Source organism: bacterium (assembly GCA_004299235.1).
Lineage (GTDB): Bacteria > Chloroflexota > Dormibacteria > Dormibacterales > Dormibacteraceae > SCQL01.
In genome coordinates this window covers 13,631-36,189 of the sequence record SCQL01000017.1, presented here as the reverse complement: position 1 = coordinate 36,189, position 22,559 = coordinate 13,631, and the positions used below count along the sequence as shown (strand labels likewise).

Here is a 22,559-nt window from a genome sequence, read left to right as displayed (position 1 = left end):
GGCAAAGATCTTCGTCGGCACGGGCGCGCTTGGTAATGGGAGTTACCCGACCACCTGGGTCGTTTGTCCCGGTCTCGCCCGGGCCCGAATCCTGAGGCCCGTTTCACCTCAAGTGATGGGCATCCCACCGGTGGGACATTCGTCTCATTTGTAAACGTCTCGCCGCGTGTCACTCTCGGTGCGATGGCACGCCCAGGGCGGCCCGCGGGCCGCTTGCCGCCCACGTCCCGCAAGCGTTCGGAGCGACTCTTCTACGGCGTTTTCATACCGCTTGGAGTGCTGGCCAACCTCGGTCTCGGCGTCATGATCCTGACCGGACTGAAGCCCGACAGCTGGTCCGGCTGGCTGCAGGTCGGGACGGGAGCCTTGTGCTGCCTCATCTCCGGTTGGCTCGCCGCCGCCGCCTGGTCCAAGTCTTACTGGAACAATTGCATGGCCCGCCAGATAGCCGTGTGGCGGCGGATCGCCGACGCCTTCTTTGCCTGGCTCGAAGAGGCGCCCCTGCCGGCCGAGGCGTTGTATCGGCTGAAGTCGTCTCTGGACGAGGTCGTACCGAGCTCCAAGCAAAGGTAAGACCGGGGCTCGCGAATCCATCCGGGATCACGATGCGTTGGTCGATTCCAGGTGAAGCAAGGATGCGATTTGCGGACGCGCCTCTGAGCGCGATTCGGGTGTATGTTGCGACTCGGTACCCGGAGGTTGGGGCCCGCGATGAACCGGAGGCTGATCCGTCTCGGTATCGTCGACGATCATCCAGTCTTCCGACTGGGACTGATGCGCACGTTCGAGCGCGAATACGACCTGACCGTGCTGTGGGAATTGGGCTCGGCAACCGAGCTGCTCCAGATGCTCGAAGCCTGTCCAGTGGACGTCATCCTGATGGACCTCAACCTGGGCCCCGACCAGGACGCCCTGGCGGCCACCAAGGCGGTGAGGGCAAGGTATGACTCGGTCAAGGTGATCGTGATTTCGGCTTCGGTCGACGGGGAGGTGGCGACGGCTGTACGGGCTGCCGGCGCGAGCGGCTACCTCCCCAAGGATCTTGCGGTCGCCGACATGGTGGCTGTGATTCGCGGCCTGGCATCACCCAACTTGGGCACGTTGGCTTTCACCAACATGCTTGGATCAAGGCAGGACGCCAACGGCACGCTGATCTCTTCGCGACGCGGATTGACCAGGCGAGAGCGGGAGGTGCTGGCCGAGCTGCGCAGGGGGCGCACCAACAAAGAAATCGCGGCGCGGCTGGGGGTTTCGCTAACGACCGTCAACAAGCACGTCCAGCAGGTCCTCAAAAAGCTGGATGTCCGCACCCGGGCTCAGGCGGTGGCGGTGGTCAACGCGGAAACGTCGGGTCGCCCGTTCGGGGTCGGCGGGTCGCTGCGTTAATTGGGTGAGGATCATTTCCTCTTAATTAACGGAAATGGTCATTTCTGCCCATTGACCAGTTGCGATTGGGTCGTTAGCCTCAGGGGCAATATCCCAGCGCGTCCTATTGAGCGGCGGAAGTCCCCGCCGGACTCCGCTTTAACAAACCGGATTCATGGTTCGGTCTACACGTGGTAGGAGAGCATGAGAGATGGCCACGCCGTATTTGACGGCCCATCGCCGGTCGAAGACTTCGAGTCGAAAGGCGATCATCGAGCAGGACGTCAGGCGTTTGGTGGCCCGCGAGCTGCACGACCGAGTCGCCCAGACGCTGACTGGAATGCTCGTCGACGTGGAGAACTTCAGGTCGGTGCAGGTCGAATGGGAAGACGTGCTGCGAGAGCTGGACATGGTCCAGAACTCGACGCGGCAGGTCCTGGCAAGCCTTCGACAGCTGCTTCATGATCTCAGGGGCGAGGACCAGGTCGGGGACAGCTTTGTCGACGCGCTGGCCGCATTGATCGAGCGGTTCGAATCCAAGACTCGGATCACCGCCGAGCTCGATGTCAAGCCGGGCTGGCCTGAGACCCTGACACCGCCCGCCTCCCTGAATCTCTACCGCATCGTCGAAGAGGCTCTCGCCAATGTGCGGATGCACAGTGGCGCGCGAACCGTGCACATCGTGCTCGAGCCGCATTCGGACAACGAGCTGGCCCTGGTCGTGGGCGACGACGGCCGCGGCCTTGACACCGACCTGTCCCGGCCGGTGGGCCTGGGGACGGTCGGCATGAAAGAGCGAGCGCTGTTTTTGGGCGGCCGGCTGCAGATTGACAGCGACGCCGGGGGCGGGACGACGGTGCACGCCGTGTTTCCGAAAGGACAGATCATTCCCCAGGGTTCGTCGGGCTCGGGACACTTCATGGTCGCCTCCGCATGACGGTCAGCGCCACGGCCGCGCGCGTGCTCGTCGTTGACGATCAGACACTGTTCCGGACCGGTCTCACCAGCCTTCTCGCCGAAGACGAGCGGGTGGAGGTCGTGGGCCAGGCGGTCGACGGTGCGGATGCGGTCAAGCAGGCGGCCAAGCTCAAGCCCGACGTCGTCCTCATGGACGTCAAGATGCCCAACGTCGACGGGATCGAGGCGACCCGGCAGATCATTGAGACGGTGCCCGGAGTCAGGGTCCTGGTCCTGACCACGTTCGAAACCGACAGCCAGGTCATCCAGGCGCTGAAGGCCGGCGCGAGTGGATATGTGCTCAAAGACTCATCGGCGGCGGCGATCATCAGCAGCATCGTTGCGGTCATGTCGGGCGAGCGCGTGATGGCGAGCGCCGTCGCCAACCGGGTGCTCGAGATGCTGACCGGCACGACCACTCCCAAAGAGTTCTACGACGGCCTGACCAACCGCGAGATCGAGATCCTTAAGCTACTCGCCAACGGCATGGCCAACAAGCAGATCGCCTACCGCCTCAAGATCAGCGAGAAGACGGTTCGCAACCACGTCAGCAACACGTACGAGAAGCTCGGCATCTCCGACCGGTCCCAGGCCGTGCTCTACGCCGTCAAGAAGGGGCTGGTCGAGGTCTAGAACGCAGCCGCGACGCGGGGCCGCGGCGGCAAAACAAATCCACTTAACTCATTCGTGCCGACCGCAAAGCGGTACGCTAACGCTGGGTTTAGCCCGTGGACGGATCCAGCCTGGAGCTCCGCCAGCTGAGGACCTTCTTGATGGTCGCCAAGGAGGGGCACTTCGGCCGGGCCGCGACCAGGCTGAACATGACCCAACCGGCCGTCTCGCAGAGGATCCAGGCCCTGGAGCGCGAGGTGGGTGCGGAGCTGCTGGTGCGCAGCGCCAGAGACGTCCAGCTGACCGCGACCGGCGAGTTCCTCCTGCCCTACGCCAGACGCCTGGTCCAGATCGCGGATGAAGCGGTTCGGGACGTGAAGACGAGGGCGGCCACCGGAGCGGGGAAGCTGCGCATCGCTTACGTGGCGCACATCGACGTGGCGATTCCCGCCACGATCGTCACGGAGTTCCGGCGTCGCCATCCGCATGTGGAGCTTGAAACCTCGTTCGCCTACTCGCGCTTGAACATCGAGCGGGTCGTGGACGGCGAGCTGGACCTGGCCTTCATCGCCACCGCGGGCGACTTCCCAGATGGGATCGCCTACCGGCCGGTGGGCCGCGGCGAGATGGTCGCGGTGTTGCCTGTCGGGCACCGGCTCGCGGGACTCGACCCGATACCCGCCGGCGACCTCCGCGGAGAGGAACTGATTCTGTTTCCCCCCCGTTTGAACCCGGGGCTGGCCGCCAGCCTCAGGTCGTGGTTCACCCGCAACACGGCGACTCAGCCCAAAGTCGTCGCCTACGAGCCCGGCGACCAGGCCGTTGAGCTGGTGCTCCGGTCCGGGTCCGCGATCACCCTGACCTCCCGAAATTACGCCTCAAATGTCGGCACCCCGGGCATCCTCTACCGGCGGCTTGCCCCGGCGCCCCTTTTCGAATTGGGTGTGGTCTGCCGCCAGGACGACCCGTCGCCGGCGCTGGCCAGGCTTCTCCAGGTGGTCGACGAGGTGGGCCTGCGCGAGGACGCGCGGGCGGACGGGGAGCTGATCACTTGAGCAGCGATAAGTTGCCTTAATCGGCCCATTAAATAAAACTTGGCCACGGGCCCGGCGCGGGGGCCCGACAGCACTTAACGCCGAGTACAGTCAACCAGCAGATGGAGTCCCTGACCGGCCGTGTTCGCGCAGATCGTGGACGGTGCGCCGGAGGCTGAATGGCCACGGTCATCGTCGTTGATGACAACGAAGCCGACCGCCGCCTGATGGCCGTTCTGCTGGAGCAAGCGGGCCACCGCGTCGTGCTCGCCGGCGACGGCCAGGTCGCCCTGGAGCTCGTGCGCAAGGAAAGACCTCACCTTTTGATCAGCGATTTGATACTGCCTTCGCTGGACGGCTACGAGCTGGTCGACGCCATCCGCCGCGATGCCTCTGTGGCAGCGACACCGATCGTGCTGCAGACCGCGCATTTCCTGGACGGCGAAGTGCGTCGAGTCGCGGGCTCCATGGGTGTACGCCACGTCCTGATCAAGCCCACGGAGCCGCAGGCGTTCCTCGATGCCGTCAAGGACGCCCTCGCCGTGGGTCAGGAAGCGCCGCCTGTGAATGGGGCCAAGGTCCAGGCCCAAAACTTCTACACCGAGCACCTGCGGCTGCTGTCGGCGAAGTTATACGAAGAGGTGCAAAAGCTGGAGGCCGCGCGCGAGGAGCTGCGCCTTGCGGAGCACAACTACAGGCTTCTGTTCGACAACCACCCTGAGCCGATGTGGGTCTACGACGAGGAGACCTTGTTGTTCGTCGAGGCCAACGAAGCGGCGGTGCGGCGTTACGGGTACTCGCGAGCCGAGTTCCAGGGGATGAGCCTCGAGAGGGTGATCGCGCCTGACTCGCTACCCGCCCCCGAGGCGACCATGTCAAGGACCGACGCTCTGCGCCGGTCCGGCCCGTGGGTGCATCTCGCCAAGGACGGCACGAAAATCGAGGTCGAGGTCATCTCCCACGCCGTCACGTTCAACAACCGCGCGGCTCGACTCGTGATGGCACAGGACGTGACCGAGAAGCGGCGCCTTGAAGAGCTGCTCAGGCAATCGCAGCGTCTCGACGCCGTGGGGCAGCTGGCGGGCGGTGTGGCCCACGACTTCAACAACCTTCTGGGTGTGATTCTCAATTTCGCCCTCTTCGTCAAAGAAAAAGTCGAGGCGGAGGCCCACCAGGCGGATGGAGAGCGCTGGCAACCGGTCTTGAAAGACGTTGAACGCATTGAACGCGCGGGCCAGAGCGCCGCTCGTCTGACGCACCAGCTGCTTGCCTTTGCTCGCCGAGACGTCGTTCAGCCCCGCGCGCTCAACATCAATTCCGTGGTGAGCGAGCTGGAACCGCTTTTGCGACGCACGCTGGGCGAGCACGTCGAGTTCGTGACGAATTTGGGCACGGATCTGTGGCCGGTCCTGATCGACCCGGGCCAGCTCGAGCAGGTGTTGACCAACCTGGCCGTCAATGCGCGAGATGCCATGGGCCAGGGGGGAAGGCTCACGGTCGATACCCAGAACACGGTGGTGGACGAGACGTATGCGGCGGGCCGGCCCGGACTCAAGCCGGGCCGCTACGTCCGGCTCGGGGTCAGCGATTCCGGCACCGGGATGGACGCCGAGACATTGCGCCGTGCATTCGAGCCTTTCTTCACGACCAAGCCGAAGGGCGAAAGCGCCGGCCTCGGACTCTCGAACCTGTACGGGATCGTGACCCAGGCCGGCGGGCATGTGGCCATCAATTCGGAGCCGGGCATCGGAACGCGGGTGATCACTCTTCTTCCGGCCACGAACCAAGTCCCTCCGCCACCGCCGCAGGCCGGCCCGGCGGAGGGCACGGCCGCCGGCGGAACCATCCTTGTGGTGGAGGATGCCGACGATGTCCGCGAGGTGGTGGAGCGAATACTCACCCGCAACGGATACCAGGTCATGGTCGCCCCCAACGGCCGTGAGGCCCTGGAAGCCGTTCGGCGCCACGCCGGCGACATCGATCTCGTATTGACCGATGTCGTCATGCCTTTCATGCAGGGCAAGGAGCTTGCGGAACGTATCGTCGCCTTGCGGCCCGGCATCCGCGTTCTCTTCATGTCCGGTTATGCGCAGCCCGCGTTCGGCGCCTCAGGCACTCTGGAACCCGGGGTGGTGTTGCTCGAGAAGCCTTTCACCGAGCCGGCCTTGCTGGCGAGGGTCCGGCAGGTGCTGGAGGCCCGAGAGTGAGCGCTCGGGTACTGATCATCGATGACAATCCTGATGACGTCGTCACCCTCGAGAGGTTCCTGGCGAAGGAGGCCACGCAAATCCGCGGGCTCAGCGACTCGAAGCAGGCGGAACGCGCGTTTGAAGAGTTCGAGCCCGACCTAGTCCTGCTCGACCTGCACATGCCGGACCCCGATGGCTTTGAGCTCCTGCGCCGCCTGCGGGCGCGGCGCAGCCGCCTCGGCTTCCTGCCGGTGATCGTGCTCACCGGCGACACCGGCAAGACGGCCCGCGACAGCGCCCTGGTCCTCGGCGCGAACGACTTCCTCACCAAGCCGCTCGACCGGATGGAGGTGTTGCTGCGAGCCCGCAACCTGCTTCGGACGCGCCAGCTCTACGCTGAGCTCGCCAACGCACACGAGACCCTGCAGCGCCGTCTGGGCAAGGGGCCCTAAGCCGTCAGCCTTTCGGACTTCCTCCTGTGGGCAGGCCGCTCGAGATCTCGCCCGCGGCTTGCCTCGGCCTTCCGCGTGGGAATCTCGAAGTGGAATTCCGAGCCCTCCCCGACGGTGCTCACCGCCCAGATCCGGCCCTTGTGCATCTCGATCACCTGCCGGCAGATGGCCAGGCCCAAACCGGTGCCGATCACTTTCGACTTCGAGTCGCCCTCGTAACGCTCGTAGCGGCTGAACAGCCGGCCGATGAAGTCGGCCGGGATCCCCCGGCCGTGGTCTCGAACGCTGACCCGGACGCGGTCTTCGTGGACTTGGCTCGTGACGAGAATCTCACCTCCAGGCGAGTACTTCACGGCATTGCTCAAGAGGTTGGTGAGGACCTCGAACAGCCTGTCCTCGTCGCCGGTGACCAGCGGTAGCTCGGCCTCGAGCTCGGTGTTGATTCGGTGCATGGAGCTCAGGACGGCGCCGCGCTGGACGGCTTGCAGAATTGTCTGGTTGAGGTTGACGGCGTCGAGGCGAAGGGTTGTGCGGCCGGACTCCAGGCGATCGAGGTCCAGCATCTCGGTGATCATGCGGTTCAATCTCTCGGCGTCGGTGTTGATGTCGCCGGCGATCTCCTTCACCTCATCCGTGGTGACAGCCTGGTCTCGCATGACCTCGCTGAACCCCTGGATGCCGGTGAGGGCGGTCCGCATCTCGTGGCTGACCATGGAGACGAACTCGCTCTTCAGCCGGTTGAGGCGTTCCAGGCCTTCCAGGTTGGCCATCGCCGCCTGGTCGGCCCGGTGCCTGTCGTCAACGTCCAGGAGCATGGCCAGGAAGTAGTCCGTTTCGCCGCTCGGCTTCTTGACAGCGGCCGCGATCAGATGCGTCCACACGCGGCTGCCGTCATGGCGCACCAGGTTGGGCTCCGCTTCGACCGTCTCGGCCTCGCCGGTCATCAGAGCCCGCAGCTGGGCGAACACTTGCAGCTGCTCTTCCCGAGCCACGTAGCGGGCGATCGCGGACCCGATGATCGACTCCGGCGCCTCATGGAGAAGGGATCCCAGCCCTCGGTTGGCGTCGATGATCTTGAAGGCCGTGCTGGCCCGCGCAATGCCGATGGGCGCGTGGCTGATGACCTGATTGAGCAGCGTGGTTCGTTCCCGCAGGACGGACTCCGCGTGCTTGGTCTGGCGCAGCAACGCACTCGAGTCCAGATACCAGATCGTCTGGCCCGCGAGCAGGGAGACGCCCACGGCGGTCCCGATGACGGCAAGGGGGACATCTGGGGGTTGGCCGCGCGCGGTCAAGACGATGGCGGTCACGCCGACCGCCGCCAGGCAGGCCCAAGTCACCACCATCTGCCAGGCCGCGATGGCGCCCTCCTCCTGGACCGGCGCGCTCGAGCGGACGGGCGATAACGGAGCCAGCGCGATCAGCAGGTAGCCGAGGACCCAGCCGGTGTCGACAAGGTTGGTCAGTCTGTAAGCCCCGGTCGCATTCAGGTAGGCAAAGGCGCCGTCGGCGGTCAGGAACGCGGCGAATCCACCGAGCAGCAGGAGGAACGTGCCCCGATTGATGCGCGGGGTCCGGAGCACCGCCAGGATCAACAGGGTGGCGGTGACGATATCCCCGGCGGGGTAGGCCAGGGTGAGCGCGTCAGCCGTCGGCGTCAATCGCGAGCCCTGATAGACGGAAGCCCAGGCGATGAACAGGACCGATAGGGCGATGGTGGCGCCGTCGGCGGCGGCGCGGCCGCGGGTGGTCACCCGCGTGGTTGAGGTGAGGAAGGCGCCGACCGCGGCGATCTCCAGCGGTATCGCGAGCAGGAAGCCGGCGTCGGCGGGGGACGGAAACGGCAGCACGATTCCAAACCCGACTTCGTAGATCGACCAGACGACCTCACCGAGGCCCCAGCTCAACGCTGAGGCGGCGATCAAGCCCCAGGCGATGCGATGCCGCCCCGACAGCCGCCGGGCGGCGAGCCCACAGGTCACCACCGCCAGCAGTGGAGGTACCGCCTCGCCGATATCGTCGACCGCGGTGGTGACGAACTCGCCACCGAATGCGAAGATCATCCAGGTCGCGAAGGCGAGGGCGGCGAGCGCGCATGCCGCCGCCTCCGGGGCGAACGTGCCCCAACGGTGTTGCGATGCGCCGGCAGCCACCAGCGCCGCCCTACCCGACCCTCCCGCCGGCGCCCAGCGGCGTCTCGACCTTGACGCTGGGCGAATGAACCGGCAGGGTGAAGTGGAAATCCGAACCCACACCGTCGTTCCGATCGACCCAGATCCTGCCGCCGTGCAGCTCGACGACCTGGCGCGCGATCGCCAGGCCCAGGCCCGTACCGACAACCTTGCGGATCGGGCTGTTCGCGTAGAGGTCGTCTTGTCCGAACAGGCGGTTGTCGAAGTCGGCCCGCGGTCCCATGCCCTGATCCTTGACGGTGACCAGCGCTTCACGGTCCTTGAGCCGGCTCGAGATCAGGATTCGCTCGCCCTCGGGCGAGTACTTGATCGCGTTGCCCAGCAAAGTTTGCAGCACCTCGCTGACCTTCTCCGCGTCGCCCAACACCGCCGGCAAGTTGGGGTCGAGATCGATGTCGATGATCGGTCTTTCCACGGCGGTGCGAATCCTGGCGACCACCTCACCTACGGCAGCGTTGAGGTCCATCGGTCCGATGTGAAGGATCGCGCCGCTCGTTTCAGCGCGATCCAGCTCGAGCATCTCGTTGATCATCTGGTCGAGATCGCGCGCCCCCGTATAGATGTCGGCGGCGAATTCCTTGACCTCATCGACGTTCAGATGCTCGACGTCGCGGATCAACTCGCTGAATCCCTGGATGCCGACCAGGGCGGAGCGGAACTCGTGCCTGGTGGTTTCCAGGAATTCGGTCTTGACCTGGTTGAGCCGCTCGAGAGTGGTGAGGTTGGCAGCGGCCGCAGCCTCCGCCCTGTGCCTGGCCGTGGTGTCGTCGAACATCGCGATGAAGTAGTCGGTCCCGCCACCGGCCTTGCGGACCGCGGTCGCGCTCCAGTGCAGCCAGACCCTGGTCCCATCTTGCCTCACGGCTTCGCTGTCCCCCTCCACGGCCTCCTCGGCGCCACTGGACAGCGATTGGAACTTCGCCTTCACGGCGGCGGCCTCGTCGCCAGAGAAGTGATCCGCCAGGGACACGCCTGCCTGGGCGGCGCCGGCGTTACCCAGAAAGGCCCCAAAGCGCGGGTTGGCGCCGATGATCCGCATATCGGGGCCGACCCGAACCACGCCGACAGGGGCGTGGCTGATGACCTCGGCGAGCGTTGACTCGGACAGCCGGCTCTTGATGAGCATCGAGAGCGAATCCTTGTGCGCCAGGACCTGGCTGATCATCAGCACGACCGCCAGGATGCCGGCGAGCACGCTGAGAAATGCATCGAAGGGACGGCCGCTCAGGGCCATGATCATCGCGGAGAGGCCCGCGGCGAGGACCGCCATCCAGGGCAGCGCGAGCTGCCAGAGGTCGATGGGGGCCCTCTCGGTGACGTCAACCCTGCCGGAAGGCCACAGCGCGGCCAGGGCGATCATCAGGTAGCCGATCACCCAACCCGCGTCGAGGACGCTTCCGATCGCGCCATAGTTCCCGGTGGCGGTCAGGTACGCGAACGCGCTGTCGGCCAGAGAGTTGGCCGCCAGGCCCCCCAGCAGCAGCAGCATGCGGCCCTGCTGCTGATTGCTGGCCCGGCGGATGGCCAGAATCAGAACCGTCCCGATGAGGATGTCCCCAACCGGATACGCGAGGTCGATGACGCGCTCGACGAATGGATCCTCCGTGTCGGCATAGACCTGGTTGAGGCCGAGCGCCCAGCCGACGAAGAGCAACGACACGGCGATGATGGTCCCGTCCAGCCAGACCCTCCAGCTGGTCGACGTCCCTCTGGGCGCGGTGGAGAACGCCAGCACGCCGGCGACGGCGATCGGCACGGCGGCCAGGAAGCCGGCATCGGCGACCGAGGGATAGGGCAGAGCGACGCCCAGACCGACTTCGTTCACAGACCAGACGACCTCGCCCGCGCCCCAGCTGGCCGCTGACGCCGCGAGTAGGGTCCACGCCAGGCGGAGCCGTCCGGCGGACCGCCTGGCGGCGAGTCCGCAGGCGAGCGCAGCGACGAGCGCGGCGACCGCCTCTCCGATGTCGTCGACCGCGATCGTGGTGGTGTCGCCGCCAATCCGAAAGACGAGCCAGAGCACGAACGCGACCGCGGCCACGGCGGCGAGGGGAGCCGCGACGCCGAAAGCCCTCCAGCTTGGGGGCGGCCACCGAGTCTCCAGGGCCTGGCTACGAACCATGTCCCGCGTCCCTCCGGCGGCTCGCCGTCATCGGGCTCACGCCGACCGGACCGTCCCGCGGCGCGGCCTGCTCAGTCCTCGTATCTCTGCCTCAGGACCTCCACCTCTTCCATGGCTCGCAAAAAGACGTTGACGATGTGTGGATCGAACTGGCGGCCGCGCTCGTCGCCGATCATGCGGACCGCCACGCCCGGAGGAAACGCCGACCTGTAGCCCCGCCGGCTCGTCAGAGCGTCGAAAACGTCGGCGACGGCGGCGATGCGACCTTCGAGCGGTATGTCGCCCTCCGACAGGTTCCTCGGGTAGCCGCTCCCGTCCCAGCGCTCGTGGTGGGTGCGAGCGATCGTGGCGCCGACCTGGATCACCTCCGACTCGGAGTTGGCGAGCATGCGGTAGCCCGCCTCGGCATGGCCCTTCATGACCTCGAACTCAGCGGGAGCGAGCTTTCCAGGCTTGAACAGGATCCCGTCCGGGACGCTCACCTTGCCGACGTCGTGCAGCTGGCTGGCGAGCTGAATCACGGCGCAGCGGCTCTCCGGCAGACCGAGTTTCCGGGCCAGGAGGCGTGAGTAATGGCTCATCCGCTCGACATGACGCCCGGTCTCCTCGTCGCGAAACTCCACCAACTTGGCCAGCCTGAGGATCGTTTCGCTTTGCGACTGCTTCAGATCGTCCAGGGCGCCGACCAGGTCTTTGGTGCGCGCCCGGACGGTGGCTTCCAGCCGCTGCATCGCGGCCATCTTCTCGGCGTCGACGCTGCGCCGAAAAAGCGCGTTGGCGACATTGATCATCAGCTCGCTGGATCGCACCGGCTTGACCATGTAGCCGTAGGCGCCCATCTCGATCGCCTTCATCGCCTGGGCCGGGTCGTCGACCCCCGTCACCATCACCACCGCCACGTCCGGCCAGTCGGTCCGGATGTGTGTCAGCAGGTCCAGGCCGGATTCGCCCGGCATGTTGATGTCCAGAATCACCAGCAGGTAGGCGGACCGCTGGAGCATGGCCCGGGCCTCCGAGGCGTTCGCCGCTTCCGCGCAGGTGTAGCCGCTCGCGCTGAGCGTGCGGTCGTAGGCGACACGGTTGGCCTCTTCGTCGTCCACCAGCAGGATGTCTGGTGAATTCGGGGCCAGCCGAGTGTTCACGGCGAAGTCGACCGAGATCGTAGACATCGCGGGTCCCCCAATTATGCCCCGCCTGAAGTGTGAATTAACGCTCTTGAGGCGCTTGGATTAACAACGCCGTTATCGGTCGATAAGAATGCGTTGGGGGGCGCCACGCGCCGCGCTCTCAGCCCGTATGCGGGTGCCGCTCCAGCCGGTACCCATGGCCGGGTACGGCCGAGCTCAATGTGGGACTCGCCAAGTCGTCCTCGAGCTTGGCTCTAGGGAGGCGCCCGCAAAGCTGCGGTGCGCTTGACGTGCGCCTCCAGGCGGGCGATGAACTCCCCGCCGCGGATGGGCTTGCCGACGTAGTCATCCGCGCCCGCGTCGAGGCCCCGGGCGACGCTGGCCTCGTCGTCGCGGCCGCTGGCGAAGATGATGGGCACCACCTGGTCCAGGGAGCGCATCTGGCGGCAGACCTCGGTCCCCGGCGCGTCGGGCAGGGTCCAGTCCAGAATCACGGCGACCGGCCTGGCCCGGCCGAACGCCGCCAGCGCCTCCGCGGCCGTGCCGCACACCACCGGCTGAAAGCCTTCCCTCTCGACCAGGATCGCGAAGAGCTCAGCGGATTCGGGCGTGTCCTCGACGATGAGAACGTCGCCCCGTGAACCGGCCACCCTCCAATCCTAGTTTGGCGACCGCGACCCGACGCGACGATTTGAAACTGCCGAGCCCATGCCCCGCTCGGCGGCGCCGGAACGAAACGATCTAACCTGAAAAGCAGATGAGCAACGGATTCACGGATACCGACTTCAGTCCCCGTTTAAGCGAGCAGTCCACGACCGGCAGGAGCCACCTGGTTCTCGACCAAGATCGCGATCAGGTCGCCCGCCCGCTCGAGCGCCAGGCCGGCGCCCTGGCCGGCATTTGCGAGGATTGCAACCAGGAGATCGGCGCTGAGCGTCATGCCGCGCTGCCCGGCGCCACCCGATGCGTCCGCTGTCAGGTGGCCTGGGAGCAGTTCGCGCGCTGAGCCTGGGCGGCCCTTTCCTGTGAAGGGCCTTCGGCGCCGGCGCTTGTATCGTGAGGAGCATGGGCTCTGGGGCCGCCCGTGATCTCAACGTGCTGGAACCGCTGGCGCGCGCGTTCGAGCGCTCGGTCCCGGAGCGGCCGGCGGATCACGGGCTGTTCGGGCCCCGCAGTCTGGTGTGGCGGGTGCACCGCGACCGCACGTTTCCACTCGCCGGCGTGCGCTCGCTGATGATCCAAGCGCTCCATCCGCTGGCCATGGCCGGCGTCGTTCAGCACAGCGACTGGAGGCGCGACCCGTATGGGCGCCTGGCGGCCACGAGCGGCTACCTGCTCACGGTCACCTACGGGGCGACCGCCGACGCTCAGGCCGCCGCTGCTCGGGTGCGCGCCGTGCACACGCACGTGCGGGGCGTGGACGAGGTGACCGGCCGTGCGTACAGCGCGGACGACCCGGCCCTCCTGCTCTGGATACACGCCGCACTGGTCGATTCGATCCTGTCCGTCGTGCAGCGGTACGGCCGTGCCCTGGATGCGGCCGGCGCGGACCGCTACGTCGCCGAGATGGTGCGCTTCGCGGAGATCGTGGGCGTCCCGGCCGGGATGGTCCCGGACAGCGTCGCAGCGCTGCGCGGATACATCGAATCGGTGGACCTGCTGCAGGCGGCCCCCGCGGCCCGCGATGCGATTGCCGTCGTCCTGGATCCACCCGGGCTCGATGAGGAGCTTCGCGAACTCTGGCGCGACTTCGGGCAGGTGGCGGTCGGCACCTTGCCGGCGTGGGCCCGCGCCATGTATGGCTTCGACCTGCCGCCTGGCGAGCTGCTGGAGCGGGAGCCCGTCCGCCAGCTGATCGGCGCGCTCGACTTCGCGTTCGAATCTCTACCGGGCGTCCTCGAGGCCCGCCGGCGCATCGAGCTCCGCATGCGCGCATGACCGGCGGCGCCATGCCGCAGTCGCGGCTGGGCCGTGGCGCGGCGCTTGCCCGCCTGGCGTTGCGCGTCGGCGGCCGCTACGCGGCGCGGTCGCCATGGCTGATCTTCGCGTCGGTGGATCGTCGACGCGAGCTGCGCCACGACCTGGCCCTGCGCACGGCAGAGGAGGTCGCGGAGGAACTCGGCTCGATGAAGGGCGCCTTGATGAAGCTCGGCCAGATGGCCAGCTACGTCGACGACGGCATGCCGGAGACCTTCCGCACCACCATGTCGCGTCTCCAGCACCGGGCACCGCCGATGAGCCCCGAGCTGGCCGCCTCGGCGGTCGCCGAAGAGCTGGGAGCCGCCCCGAGCCGGGTCTTCGCCCGATGGGATCCCGTGCCGTTCGCCGCCGCCTCGATCGGGCAGGTGCATCGAGCCATCACTCGCGACGGCCGGGCCGTCGCGGTCAAGGTGCAGTACCCGGGAATCGCCCGCAGCATCGCCTCCGATCTGCGCAACGCCACCCTGCTGCGGCGCCTCGGCGCGGCGGCCTTTCCGGGCCTCGACACGCGGTCTCTGATCGACGAGCTGGGCGCGCGGTTGCGGGAGGAGGTCGACTACCGCCTGGAGGCCCAGAGCCAGGAGCTCTTCGCCCGCTACTACGAAGCCCACCCCGTCATCCACGTGCCCCACGTCGTGAGCGGGCTGAGCACGGCGCGTGTCCTGACCAGCGAGCTCGTGTCCGGAGCGGGCTTCGACGAGCTGATGCGCTGGGGCCAGCACGAGCGGGACCTGGCAGCGGAGACGATCTACCGTTTCGTTTTTCGCAGTCTGTACCGCCTTCACGCGTTCAACGGCGATCCCCATCCCGGCAACTATCTGTTTCACGGCGGGGGTCGGGTCAGCTTCCTTGATTTCGGGCTCACCAAGCGCTTCACCGACGCCGACCTCGCCCCGCTCGTGGACGCGGTGCGCCTTTTGGTCATCGAGCGCGACGGCGAAGGCTTTCGCGCCGCGATGGAGCGCGCCGGCTTCCTGCAGCCGGGGGCGCCTGTGGCCACGGAGGTGGTGGTCGACCGGTTCGGGCACTTCTACGGGACGGTGCTGCGCGACGCCCCGATGACGATCACGCCGGCTTACGCTTCGGCCCTCGTCCGGCGGTTCTTCGACGCCCGCGGCCCGCTGGCGCCGTACACCGACATCCCCCGACCCTACGTGGTCATGCAGCGCATCAACCTGGGTCTTTACGCCGTGCTCGGCAGCCTCAACGCCGGCGCCAACTGGCGCCGGATCGCCGAGGAGATCTGGCCCTTCCGATCGGCCCCGCCCTCGACGCCGATCGGGGAGGCCGAGGCGCGTTGGGAGCGGCAGCGCCGCGAGCCGGCAGCGCCGCGACTCGGCGCCGGTGTCTGGCCGGCGGAATAAGCAGCTCCGCGACACCGGCGCAAGCCACCCGGCCATGTGAGCTCCCGCGCCCCCCCGCTAACCGGCGGGAGTTGCTGAATCGTTTAAGTTTGTGTTATAGCTTTCCCGCCCGCAATGGTGAATGCATCCCCGAGGATCGAGTGGCAGCGATAGAGCTGCGGCATCTGTCGCGTGCGTTCGGGCCTATCACGGCCGTCAAAGATCTTTCCATCCAGGTCGCCGACGCAACCTTGCTCTGCCTGCTCGGACCATCCGGCAGCGGGAAGACGACGACCATGCGAATGATCGCCGGCCTCGAGACGCCCGACCGGGGCGAGATCCGGCTGGGGGATCGAAACATCACCCGTCTCGAGCCCCGCGACCGGCGCATCGGCATGATGTTCCAGGGCTACGCGCTCTACCCCCACATGTCGGTGCGGGACAACATCGCGTATCCCCTTCGGGTGCGTGGCACCGGGCGGGACGAGCGCAACCGGCGCGTCCAGGAGGTGGCCGCCATGCTGGGCATCGAGCATCTGCTCGACCGCGCCGTTGCTCAGACCTCGGGCGGCCAGCAGCAGCGCGCCGCGCTGGCGCGCGCCATCGTCCAACGGCCCGAGCTGTACCTCTTGGACGAGCCCATCTCGGCACTCGACGCGGTGCTGCGAACCACCATGCGGGGCGAGATCAAGCGGCTTCAGAGGATGCTTGCCACGACCACCATCGTGGTTACCCACGACCAGCTCGATGCGCTTTCGATGGCCGACGTCATCGCCGTCCTGAAAGACGGCGACCTGCAGCAGCTGGGGACCCCCGAGGAGGTCTTCGAGCGGCCGGCCAACACCTTCGTCGCCCGATTCCTCGGCGAACCTCAAATGAACCTTCTACACGGCCGTCTCGAAGCGGCCGGAGATCACCTGACCGTGACGGTCCTGGATCAGCCGCTGGAAGTGACCCCCGCGGCCGCTGCCAGCCTGCGTGCCGGAGGCGACCGGCATGTGCTGGTCGGGATCCGTCCGCGCGCGGTGCGAGTCCACCGGACGCCCGCCGCCGGCCTGATGCCGGCGACCGTCTACGTGGCTGCCCCCGAAGGCTCCCGCGTGATCTATGAGTTCCAACTCGGCGAGCACCTGTTCAAGGTGGAGGCCGACCCAGAGCTGCGACTGGATATGGAGGACCGCGTCTTTCTCGAGCTGCGGCCGGAGACGCTCCACTTCTTCGCAGCGGAGGACGACATCGGCCGCCGCATCGCCTAATTCCGAGGAGGAAACAGCATGGGAACTCCGACCGTCAGTCGCCGGCAATTCATGTCCGGCAGCGCCAAGGTGGGCGCCGCGATCGCTGTGGGCAGCGCTTCGCTCGCCGCGTTTCTCGAGGCTTGCCAGAGCGGTAGCGGTGGTGGCGCCGAGGCCTCGACGATAGCCGTCGAGGTCGATGAAGGCCAGAACGCCAACCCCTTCACGTGGCTCAACGCCACCATGGGCTCCAAGTTCAGCGTTCAAACCAAGACGGTTGGACTGCCGTTCGTCGGCCAGTACGAAAAGATCGTCTCCGAGATGATCACCCGCAGCAACGTCTACGACGTCCTGGTCTTCCCGCCCCAGATGCTCGGGGACTTTGCGGCCAAGGGTTTCCTGGCGCCCCTCGGTGACCTCCTCAACGAGTCGGACCTGAAGTTGGACGACATTCTGCCGGCATATCGCGAACCGGGCATGAAGCGAAACGGCAAGCTCTATGCCGCCCCCTACGACGGCGACCTGCTCCAGGTCGCCTACCGGAAGGACCTCTTCGACAAAGCCGGCATCAAGCAGGCGCCGGCCACGTGGGATGACTTCCTCGGCATCGCCAGGGAGCTGCACAACCCCCCGACCCAGTTCGGCAATGCTTTCTACGGCCAGCGCGGCTTCTGCTACGCCTGGTTCATCAACATCTTCGCGGCCAACGGCGGCCAGTGGTTCGATGCGGACATGAAGCCGGGGATCGCGGGCGACGCCGGGGTGAAGGCGCTGGAGATGATGCTCGAGCTGAAGCGGTACTCGCCTCCGAACATCCTCCAGATCGGGTACCCGGAGTTGAACGAGGTCTATCTCGGCGGTTCGACGGCCATGGTCGTCCAGTGGGACGACCTGGCGTTGAAAGCTGAGGATGCGACCAAGAGCAAGGTCGTGGGCATGAACGCTTACGCAGCGTGCCCGGTGCGCAGCTACATGCCGTACTCACGGGTGATGGCGGTTTCGGCTTTCTCCCAGAACCCGCACAACTCGGCCAAGGTCATCCAGTACATGAACTCGTCCGAGGCTCAGGTCCAGTTCGACTACGACCCGAACTGCGGCGAGGATCCCTGCCGGCTCTCGGTTCTCGACCCCGCACTGGTCAAGGACCACACCGGCAAGCCGACGATGCCGGCGGCGCAGGCCACCAGCTACGTCAACGCCATCAAGGACGGCCTCAAGGCCGGTTACCCGGAGCTCTCCATCACGGGCGGGCCGCGCTACCTGGACATCCTCGATCTCAAGATCAACGAGGCCCTGGCCGGCAACTCGAGCCCGGCCGACGCGCTCAAGGCGTGCGCCGGCGAGTGGGACAGCATCACCACGTCCCTCGGCAAGGACAACCAGGTCAAGGCCTATGCCGACTGGATCCAGGCGTTCCACACCGCAGGCGTCCAGTACTGAGACCCGCATCTTGGTGACGACCAAGCGCTTGCGGCTGCGACGGTTGCGGGCCGGCGGGAAGTGGTCGGGAGGGCGGTTGTTCGCCCTCCTGACCGCGACCCCCGCCACTGTGCTGCTCGTCGCGCTGAGCGTCTTTCCGTTGCTCTACTCGCTGTGGCTTTCGCTCACCGATTCGTCCCTGCTTTCGACCCAGGCCCCTCGGTTCACGGGTGTGGCGAACTACGTCACCATCCTGGGCGATCATCTCTTCTGGACCAGTCTCGGGGTGACGGCGGTATTCGCGCTCTCGGTCGTGACGGTCCAGCTGGCGGTCGGCATCGGGCTGGCGATGGCGCTCCACCGGCTCAAACGCGCTCAGCAGGTCCTGGCCACCGTGCTGCTGATGCCCAGCATCCTTTCTCCCTCGGTGGCCTCTTTCCAATGGCGGCAGCTCTTCAACTACAACTCGGGCGTGCTCAACTACGCCCTCCAAAAGCTTGGCCTGCCGCTCCAGGGCTGGACGGCCGATCCACACCTGGCTCTGCCGTCGCTTGTCGTCGTCGACTTCTGGGAGTGGACGCCATTCATGATGCTGCTCCTGTTCGCGGGGCTGCAGTCGATTCCGCCCCAGGTGTTCGAGGCGGCACGTGTCGACGGTTCCACCGGCTGGCAGATCTTTCGCTTCCAGATCCTGCCCCTGCTGCGGCGTGTGATCGCGATCGCGGTCATCCTCCGCCTGATCGCGGCCTTCAAGGTCTTCGACGTCATCTACGTGCTCACCCAGGGCGGTCCTGGGTCGATCACGGAGAGCCTGGCCTACTACACCTACGTTCAGGGATTCAGGTATTTCACCGTCGGCTACAGCGCCGCGCTCTCCTTTGTCAGCCTGGTCCTGGTGCTGGTGCTGGCCAAGCTGATCCTGGGGTACATGGAGAGGCCCGCGGTGCGGACCAGCTTCCGGGCGGCGCGCTGATGGCGGGCGGCGCGACGGAGCGGCCCGGCGCGTCGCTGTGGATCTCCCGGTTCGGGTTGGCGCTCGGGCTGGTCTTCTTCCTGTTTCCCATCTACTGGATGCTCGTGACCTCGGTCAAGCCTCCCAGCGAGTGGTTGACCAACCCGCCTCTGTTTGCTCCCTCCCGCCTCTATTGGGCCAACTACACGGATGCGCTCTTCGACCAGGGCGGCCTGAAGGGGCTGATGGACAGCGCCGTGGTGTCGATCAGCGCCACCGCGATCGGGATGCTCGTGGGGACGCTGGCTGCATACAGCCTCGCCCGCTACCGCACAGGGGGCGGCAATCTCTCCTTCTTCATCCTGAGCGTGCTCTTCATGCCGCCCGTGGCCATCGGCATCCCGATGTTCCTGTTCTGGTCCACCCTGGGGCTCGTCGACACCTACGCCGCCCTCGTGGTGCAGTACCTGCTCTTCACCGTGCCGTTCACCACCTGGGTCATGAAGGGCTTCTTCGAGGACCTTCCACCGGAATTGGAGGAGTCGGCTCTGGTCAACGGCGCCGGCCGGCTGCGTGCCTTTTTCGAGATCGCGCTGCCCAACGTCCGGCCCGCCCTCGTCGCCACCACACTTTTCGCGTTCATCTTCAGCTGGAACGAATTCACCTTCGCGGTGCTGCTCTCGCGAGGCCGCGTCACGACCCTTCCCTTCATCTTGCCGACACTCATGGAGTCGCACTACGTGCTCTGGGGAGACATCGCGGCGATCGCCAGCGTCGGCGCCCTGCCGGTGATCGTCATCGCCTTTGCCCTACGGCGGTACCTGGTCCGTGGGCTTTCGTTCGGAGCTATCAGATCTCGCTAGGAGGACGCCCGACATGAAGCTTGAGAAAAAGGTCGCGATAGTCACAGGCGGAGGGTCCGGCATCGGCCGCGCGACCTGCCTGCGCTTCTCCGAGGAGGGGGCGTCGCTGGTCGTGGTCGATCAGAACGCCGGGGCGGCGGAGAAGGTGGTGGGGGAGATCCGAGCCGCCGGCGGCGCGGCGCACGCGTTGGGCGGCGACGTCTCCGCCCCCGAAACCAACCGGCGCATGGTCGCCGAGGCGGTGAGCAGGTTCGGTGGCCTTGACATTCTCGTCAACAATGCGGCGGCCGTGCTGCAACGCGAGGTGGTCGACATGTCCGACGAGGAGTGGGACCGCATGATCCGCGTCGACCTGTATGGGCCCTTCTACGGTTCGCGCGAGGCAGCTCGGCAGATGGTCAGTCAGGGCCGGGGCGGCCGCATACTGCACACCTCCTCGCTGCTCGCGCTGCAGAGCCGCAGCCTCCAGGCGGCCTACTCCGCCGCCAAAGCCGGACTGATCGGTTTCACGCGCTCACTGGCGATCGAATTGGGCCGCCACGCGATCACCGTCAACTGCGTCCTGCCAGGCCACATTCGCACGCCGCTCACCGAGCCGATGTTCACCCCGCCGATCCAGAAGGCCTTCGAAGACCGGATCCCGCTCGGACAGCTGGGCCGGCCGGAATGGATCGCGGGGGTGTTCACCTTTCTGGCCTCCGATGACGGCCGTTACGTCACCGGCGAGGCGATAACGGCCGATGGCGGATTCACCATCTCCGGCGAGCTCCCCGGCGTCGAATTCGGACCCACCAGCCAGGAGGTCAGCAAATAATGGGCCTCAGACCTGGGACCTGGCGCATCAAGGCCGTCGACACGGGGTCGTCGGTGATCGAGAACTCGATCATCACCTACCTTCGTAACTTCGGTAAGGCGATCAAGATCCCGCGGGTGATGTGGATCATCGAGGGCGAGAGCACGATCGTTGTCGACGCCAGCGTCCGGCGGGGTGGCACCTCACACGAGTTCATCGGCGAGCAGTTCGAACGTTCTCCCCAGCAGGAGCCTGAGGCCGCTCTGCGCCTGGCGGGTGTCGATCTCAAAGACGTCGAGCACGTGATCCTCACGCATCTCCACTGGGACCACGCCGGCAACTGCGACCTCTTCCCGGAGGCCCGTCTTTGGGCCCAGGCGGAAGAATTCCGTTACGCGCTGGCGCCCGGCCGTTTCTTCCGCAAGTCGTTCCTCGCCCCGCTGTCGGGCTGGGAGTACCCGCCGCCATTCCTGCTGCCCAACCTCGATTTCGTCGAGGGAGAGACCGAGCTGCTGCCCGGCATCCGGCTGCTTCCCGTGCCCGGCCATACGCCCGGCTCGCAGGCCGTCCTGGTCGACACCGAGGACGGCATCTACGCCATCGCCGGCGACGCCGTGATGTGCTACGAGAACCTCGAGCTGGACGTTCCTCCGGGCTTCCACGTGCAGGTCGACCACTCGATGGAATCGATGGACCTCCTTCGGCGCCGGGCGGCCAGGGTGCTGCCCTCGCATGACTACAGGGTGTTCAACGGCGGGCCGGTGGCCGAGTTCCCAGGTCCGGCCGGCAGCGTTGGACGCACGTAGCCAACTCCGAGCCCTTCGCGCAGACCAACATAGAATCCGGCCGTATGGATGGGGGAGGAGCTTACAGACGTCCGACCATCACCGACGTCGCGCGCCGCGCCCGCGTGTCGGCGGCGACGGTGTCCTATGTCCTGAACGACCGGCCGGGCGTCGGTGAGGCGTCCAGGCGGCGGGTGCTCGCGGCGGCGGAGGTCCTCGGGTATCGCCGTAACCGTCTGGCACGAGGATTGCGCGACGGCCGAAGCCACGTCCTGGGCCTGCTGCTGGCCAACATCGCCAACCCCTTTTACCCCGAGATCGCAGCCGGCGTCATCGCCGTCGCCGCCGACTCCGGCTACCAGGTGTTCGTGAGCCATACCGGTGAGGACCAGGCCCAGCAACGGCGCGAGGTGGAGGCGCTCAGCGACCACGGGTGTGACGGTCTGATCTTCACGTCGGTGATCGAGGCCGACCGTGAGTTGCTGCGCCACCTGATGCAGGCCGGTCCGCCCTTCGTGCAGGCGGTGCGGCGGGTCCGCGGGATCCGGGCCGACTACGTGGGCATCGACAACCGGGCCGCCGGCCGCGATGTCATCCTCCACCTGGCCGCCATGGGCCACACCGACATCGCTTTGATCGCCGGCCCGCCGGCCTCATCCGCCAGTCGCGGGCGATACGAAGGCATGCGGGAAGCCCTCAAGGAATCCGGCCTGGCCCTGCCCGCGGGCAGATTCACCGAGAGCGCCCTCACCCGTGAGGCCGGCTACCAGGCGGCGACCTCGCTACTGCAAAGCCGCAAGCGTCCCACGGCGATCGCATGCGGCAACGACATGATCGCCCTGGGCGCCATCGATGCGGCGATCGAGGCCGGCGTTCGCATGCCGGCCGAGATGGCCGTCACCGGGTTCGACGACATGTCGTTCGCGTCGTCTCGGATGGTGAACCTGACCACCATCTCCCAGCCGCTCCGGGAGATCGGGGCCACCGCGGTCGAGCTGTTGCGCGGTCGCCTTCGCGACCCGTCCCGACCTCCGCAGGAGGTGATCCTGCCCCACCAGCTCATCGTCCGGGGCAGCAGCTCGACGTCGCCTGCCGGCGCTCGCCCGGCGGTGAGGCGCCAGCGCCGGGGCTGACCCTCA

The 22,559-nt window shown here is 66.7% G+C and carries 21 protein-coding genes; 17 read left to right on the top strand and 4 right to left on the bottom strand.

Annotation, left to right across the window (positions count from 1 at the left end; all coding sequences use genetic code 11):
• Positions 1-183: 183 nt before the first annotated feature.
• From EPN29_04455 to EPN29_04425, 7 genes are all read left to right on the top strand, one after another.
• Positions 184-573, top strand: coding sequence for a hypothetical protein (locus EPN29_04455; protein TAN33889.1), 390 nt, complete (start codon positions 184-186; stop codon positions 571-573).
• Between the two features lie 102 nt (positions 574-675).
• A complete protein-coding gene (locus EPN29_04450) occupies positions 676-1,386 on the top strand; it encodes a response regulator transcription factor (GenBank protein ID TAN33888.1) in 711 nt (236 codons plus the stop codon).
• Between the two features lie 190 nt (positions 1,387-1,576).
• Positions 1,577-2,302 (top strand): sensor histidine kinase, encoded by a 726-nt coding sequence (locus EPN29_04445; protein ID TAN33887.1) that lies wholly within the window; start codon positions 1,577-1,579, stop codon positions 2,300-2,302.
• Positions 2,299-2,955 (top strand): response regulator transcription factor, encoded by a 657-nt coding sequence (locus EPN29_04440; GenBank protein TAN33886.1) that lies wholly within the window; start codon positions 2,299-2,301, stop codon positions 2,953-2,955. Before EPN29_04445 ends, EPN29_04440 begins: the two co-directional genes overlap by 4 nt.
• 95 nt (positions 2,956-3,050) lie before the next feature.
• Positions 3,051-3,989: a LysR family transcriptional regulator gene (locus EPN29_04435; protein TAN33885.1), complete on the top strand. Its 939-nt coding sequence runs from the start codon at positions 3,051-3,053 to the stop codon at positions 3,987-3,989.
• 158 nt (positions 3,990-4,147) lie between these two features.
• Positions 4,148-6,175: a hybrid sensor histidine kinase/response regulator gene (locus EPN29_04430; protein TAN33884.1), complete on the top strand. Its 2,028-nt coding sequence runs from the start codon at positions 4,148-4,150 to the stop codon at positions 6,173-6,175.
• Positions 6,172-6,609: a response regulator gene (locus EPN29_04425; GenBank protein TAN33883.1), complete on the top strand. Its 438-nt coding sequence runs from the start codon at positions 6,172-6,174 to the stop codon at positions 6,607-6,609. Before EPN29_04430 ends, EPN29_04425 begins: the two co-directional genes overlap by 4 nt.
• Here the strand turns inward: EPN29_04425 and EPN29_04420 are convergent.
• The 4 genes from EPN29_04420 to EPN29_04405 all read right to left on the bottom strand — a co-directional run bounded on the left by EPN29_04420 (position 6,606) and on the right by EPN29_04405 (position 12,700).
• On the bottom strand, positions 6,606-8,762 hold the full coding sequence (locus tag EPN29_04420; protein ID TAN33882.1) for a HAMP domain-containing histidine kinase: 2,157 nt from the start codon (positions 8,760-8,762) through the stop codon (positions 6,606-6,608). The genes EPN29_04425 and EPN29_04420 overlap by 4 nt on opposite strands.
• Before the next feature lie 10 nt (positions 8,763-8,772).
• Positions 8,773-10,923, bottom strand: coding sequence for a PAS domain S-box protein (locus tag EPN29_04415; GenBank protein TAN33881.1), 2,151 nt, complete (start codon positions 10,921-10,923; stop codon positions 8,773-8,775).
• A gap of 71 nt (positions 10,924-10,994) precedes the next feature.
• Entirely contained in the window at positions 10,995-12,092 is a 1,098-nt protein-coding gene (locus EPN29_04410) for a response regulator (protein ID TAN33880.1), read from the bottom strand.
• Between the two features lie 212 nt (positions 12,093-12,304).
• The gene (locus tag EPN29_04405) at positions 12,305-12,700 is read right to left on the bottom strand and encodes a response regulator transcription factor (protein ID TAN33879.1); all 396 of its coding nucleotides are present in this window, start codon (positions 12,698-12,700) and stop codon (positions 12,305-12,307) included.
• A 107-nt stretch (positions 12,701-12,807) separates the two neighbouring features.
• Between EPN29_04405 and EPN29_04400 the strand changes: the two genes are divergently transcribed.
• The 10 genes from EPN29_04400 to EPN29_04355 all read left to right on the top strand — a co-directional run bounded on the left by EPN29_04400 (position 12,808) and on the right by EPN29_04355 (position 22,553).
• The gene (locus EPN29_04400) at positions 12,808-13,056 is read left to right on the top strand and encodes a hypothetical protein (GenBank protein ID TAN33878.1); all 249 of its coding nucleotides are present in this window, start codon (positions 12,808-12,810) and stop codon (positions 13,054-13,056) included.
• Between the two features lie 59 nt (positions 13,057-13,115).
• Positions 13,116-13,988, top strand: coding sequence for a DUF2236 domain-containing protein (locus EPN29_04395; protein ID TAN33877.1), 873 nt, complete (start codon positions 13,116-13,118; stop codon positions 13,986-13,988).
• On the top strand, positions 13,985-15,394 hold the full coding sequence (locus EPN29_04390; protein TAN33876.1) for an AarF/ABC1/UbiB kinase family protein: 1,410 nt from the start codon (positions 13,985-13,987) through the stop codon (positions 15,392-15,394). The genes EPN29_04395 and EPN29_04390 overlap by 4 nt, the downstream gene beginning before the upstream one ends.
• A gap of 140 nt (positions 15,395-15,534) precedes the next feature.
• Entirely contained in the window at positions 15,535-16,629 is a 1,095-nt protein-coding gene (locus tag EPN29_04385) for an ABC transporter ATP-binding protein (GenBank protein ID TAN33875.1), read from the top strand.
• 18 nt (positions 16,630-16,647) lie between these two features.
• Positions 16,648-18,048, top strand: a complete 1,401-nt coding sequence (locus tag EPN29_04380) for an extracellular solute-binding protein (GenBank protein TAN33874.1) — start codon at positions 16,648-16,650, stop codon at positions 18,046-18,048.
• Positions 18,002-19,000: a sugar ABC transporter permease gene (locus EPN29_04375; protein TAN33873.1), complete on the top strand. Its 999-nt coding sequence runs from the start codon at positions 18,002-18,004 to the stop codon at positions 18,998-19,000. The genes EPN29_04380 and EPN29_04375 overlap by 47 nt, the downstream gene beginning before the upstream one ends.
• Positions 19,000-19,842 carry a carbohydrate ABC transporter permease gene (locus EPN29_04370; GenBank protein TAN33872.1) on the top strand — a complete coding sequence of 281 codons (843 nt, stop codon included), beginning with the start codon at positions 19,000-19,002 and terminating at the stop codon, positions 19,840-19,842. The genes EPN29_04375 and EPN29_04370 overlap by 1 nt, the downstream gene beginning before the upstream one ends.
• A gap of 13 nt (positions 19,843-19,855) precedes the next feature.
• Positions 19,856-20,656 (top strand): SDR family oxidoreductase, encoded by an 801-nt coding sequence (locus tag EPN29_04365; GenBank protein ID TAN33871.1) that lies wholly within the window; start codon positions 19,856-19,858, stop codon positions 20,654-20,656.
• The gene (locus EPN29_04360; protein ID TAN33870.1) at positions 20,656-21,441 is read left to right on the top strand and encodes an N-acyl homoserine lactonase family protein; all 786 of its coding nucleotides are present in this window, start codon (positions 20,656-20,658) and stop codon (positions 21,439-21,441) included. The genes EPN29_04365 and EPN29_04360 overlap by 1 nt, the downstream gene beginning before the upstream one ends.
• Before the next feature lie 44 nt (positions 21,442-21,485).
• Complete coding sequence (locus EPN29_04355) at positions 21,486-22,553, top strand: LacI family transcriptional regulator (GenBank protein TAN33869.1); 1,068 nt, start codon at positions 21,486-21,488, stop codon at positions 22,551-22,553.
• Positions 22,554-22,559 lie beyond the last annotated feature (6 nt).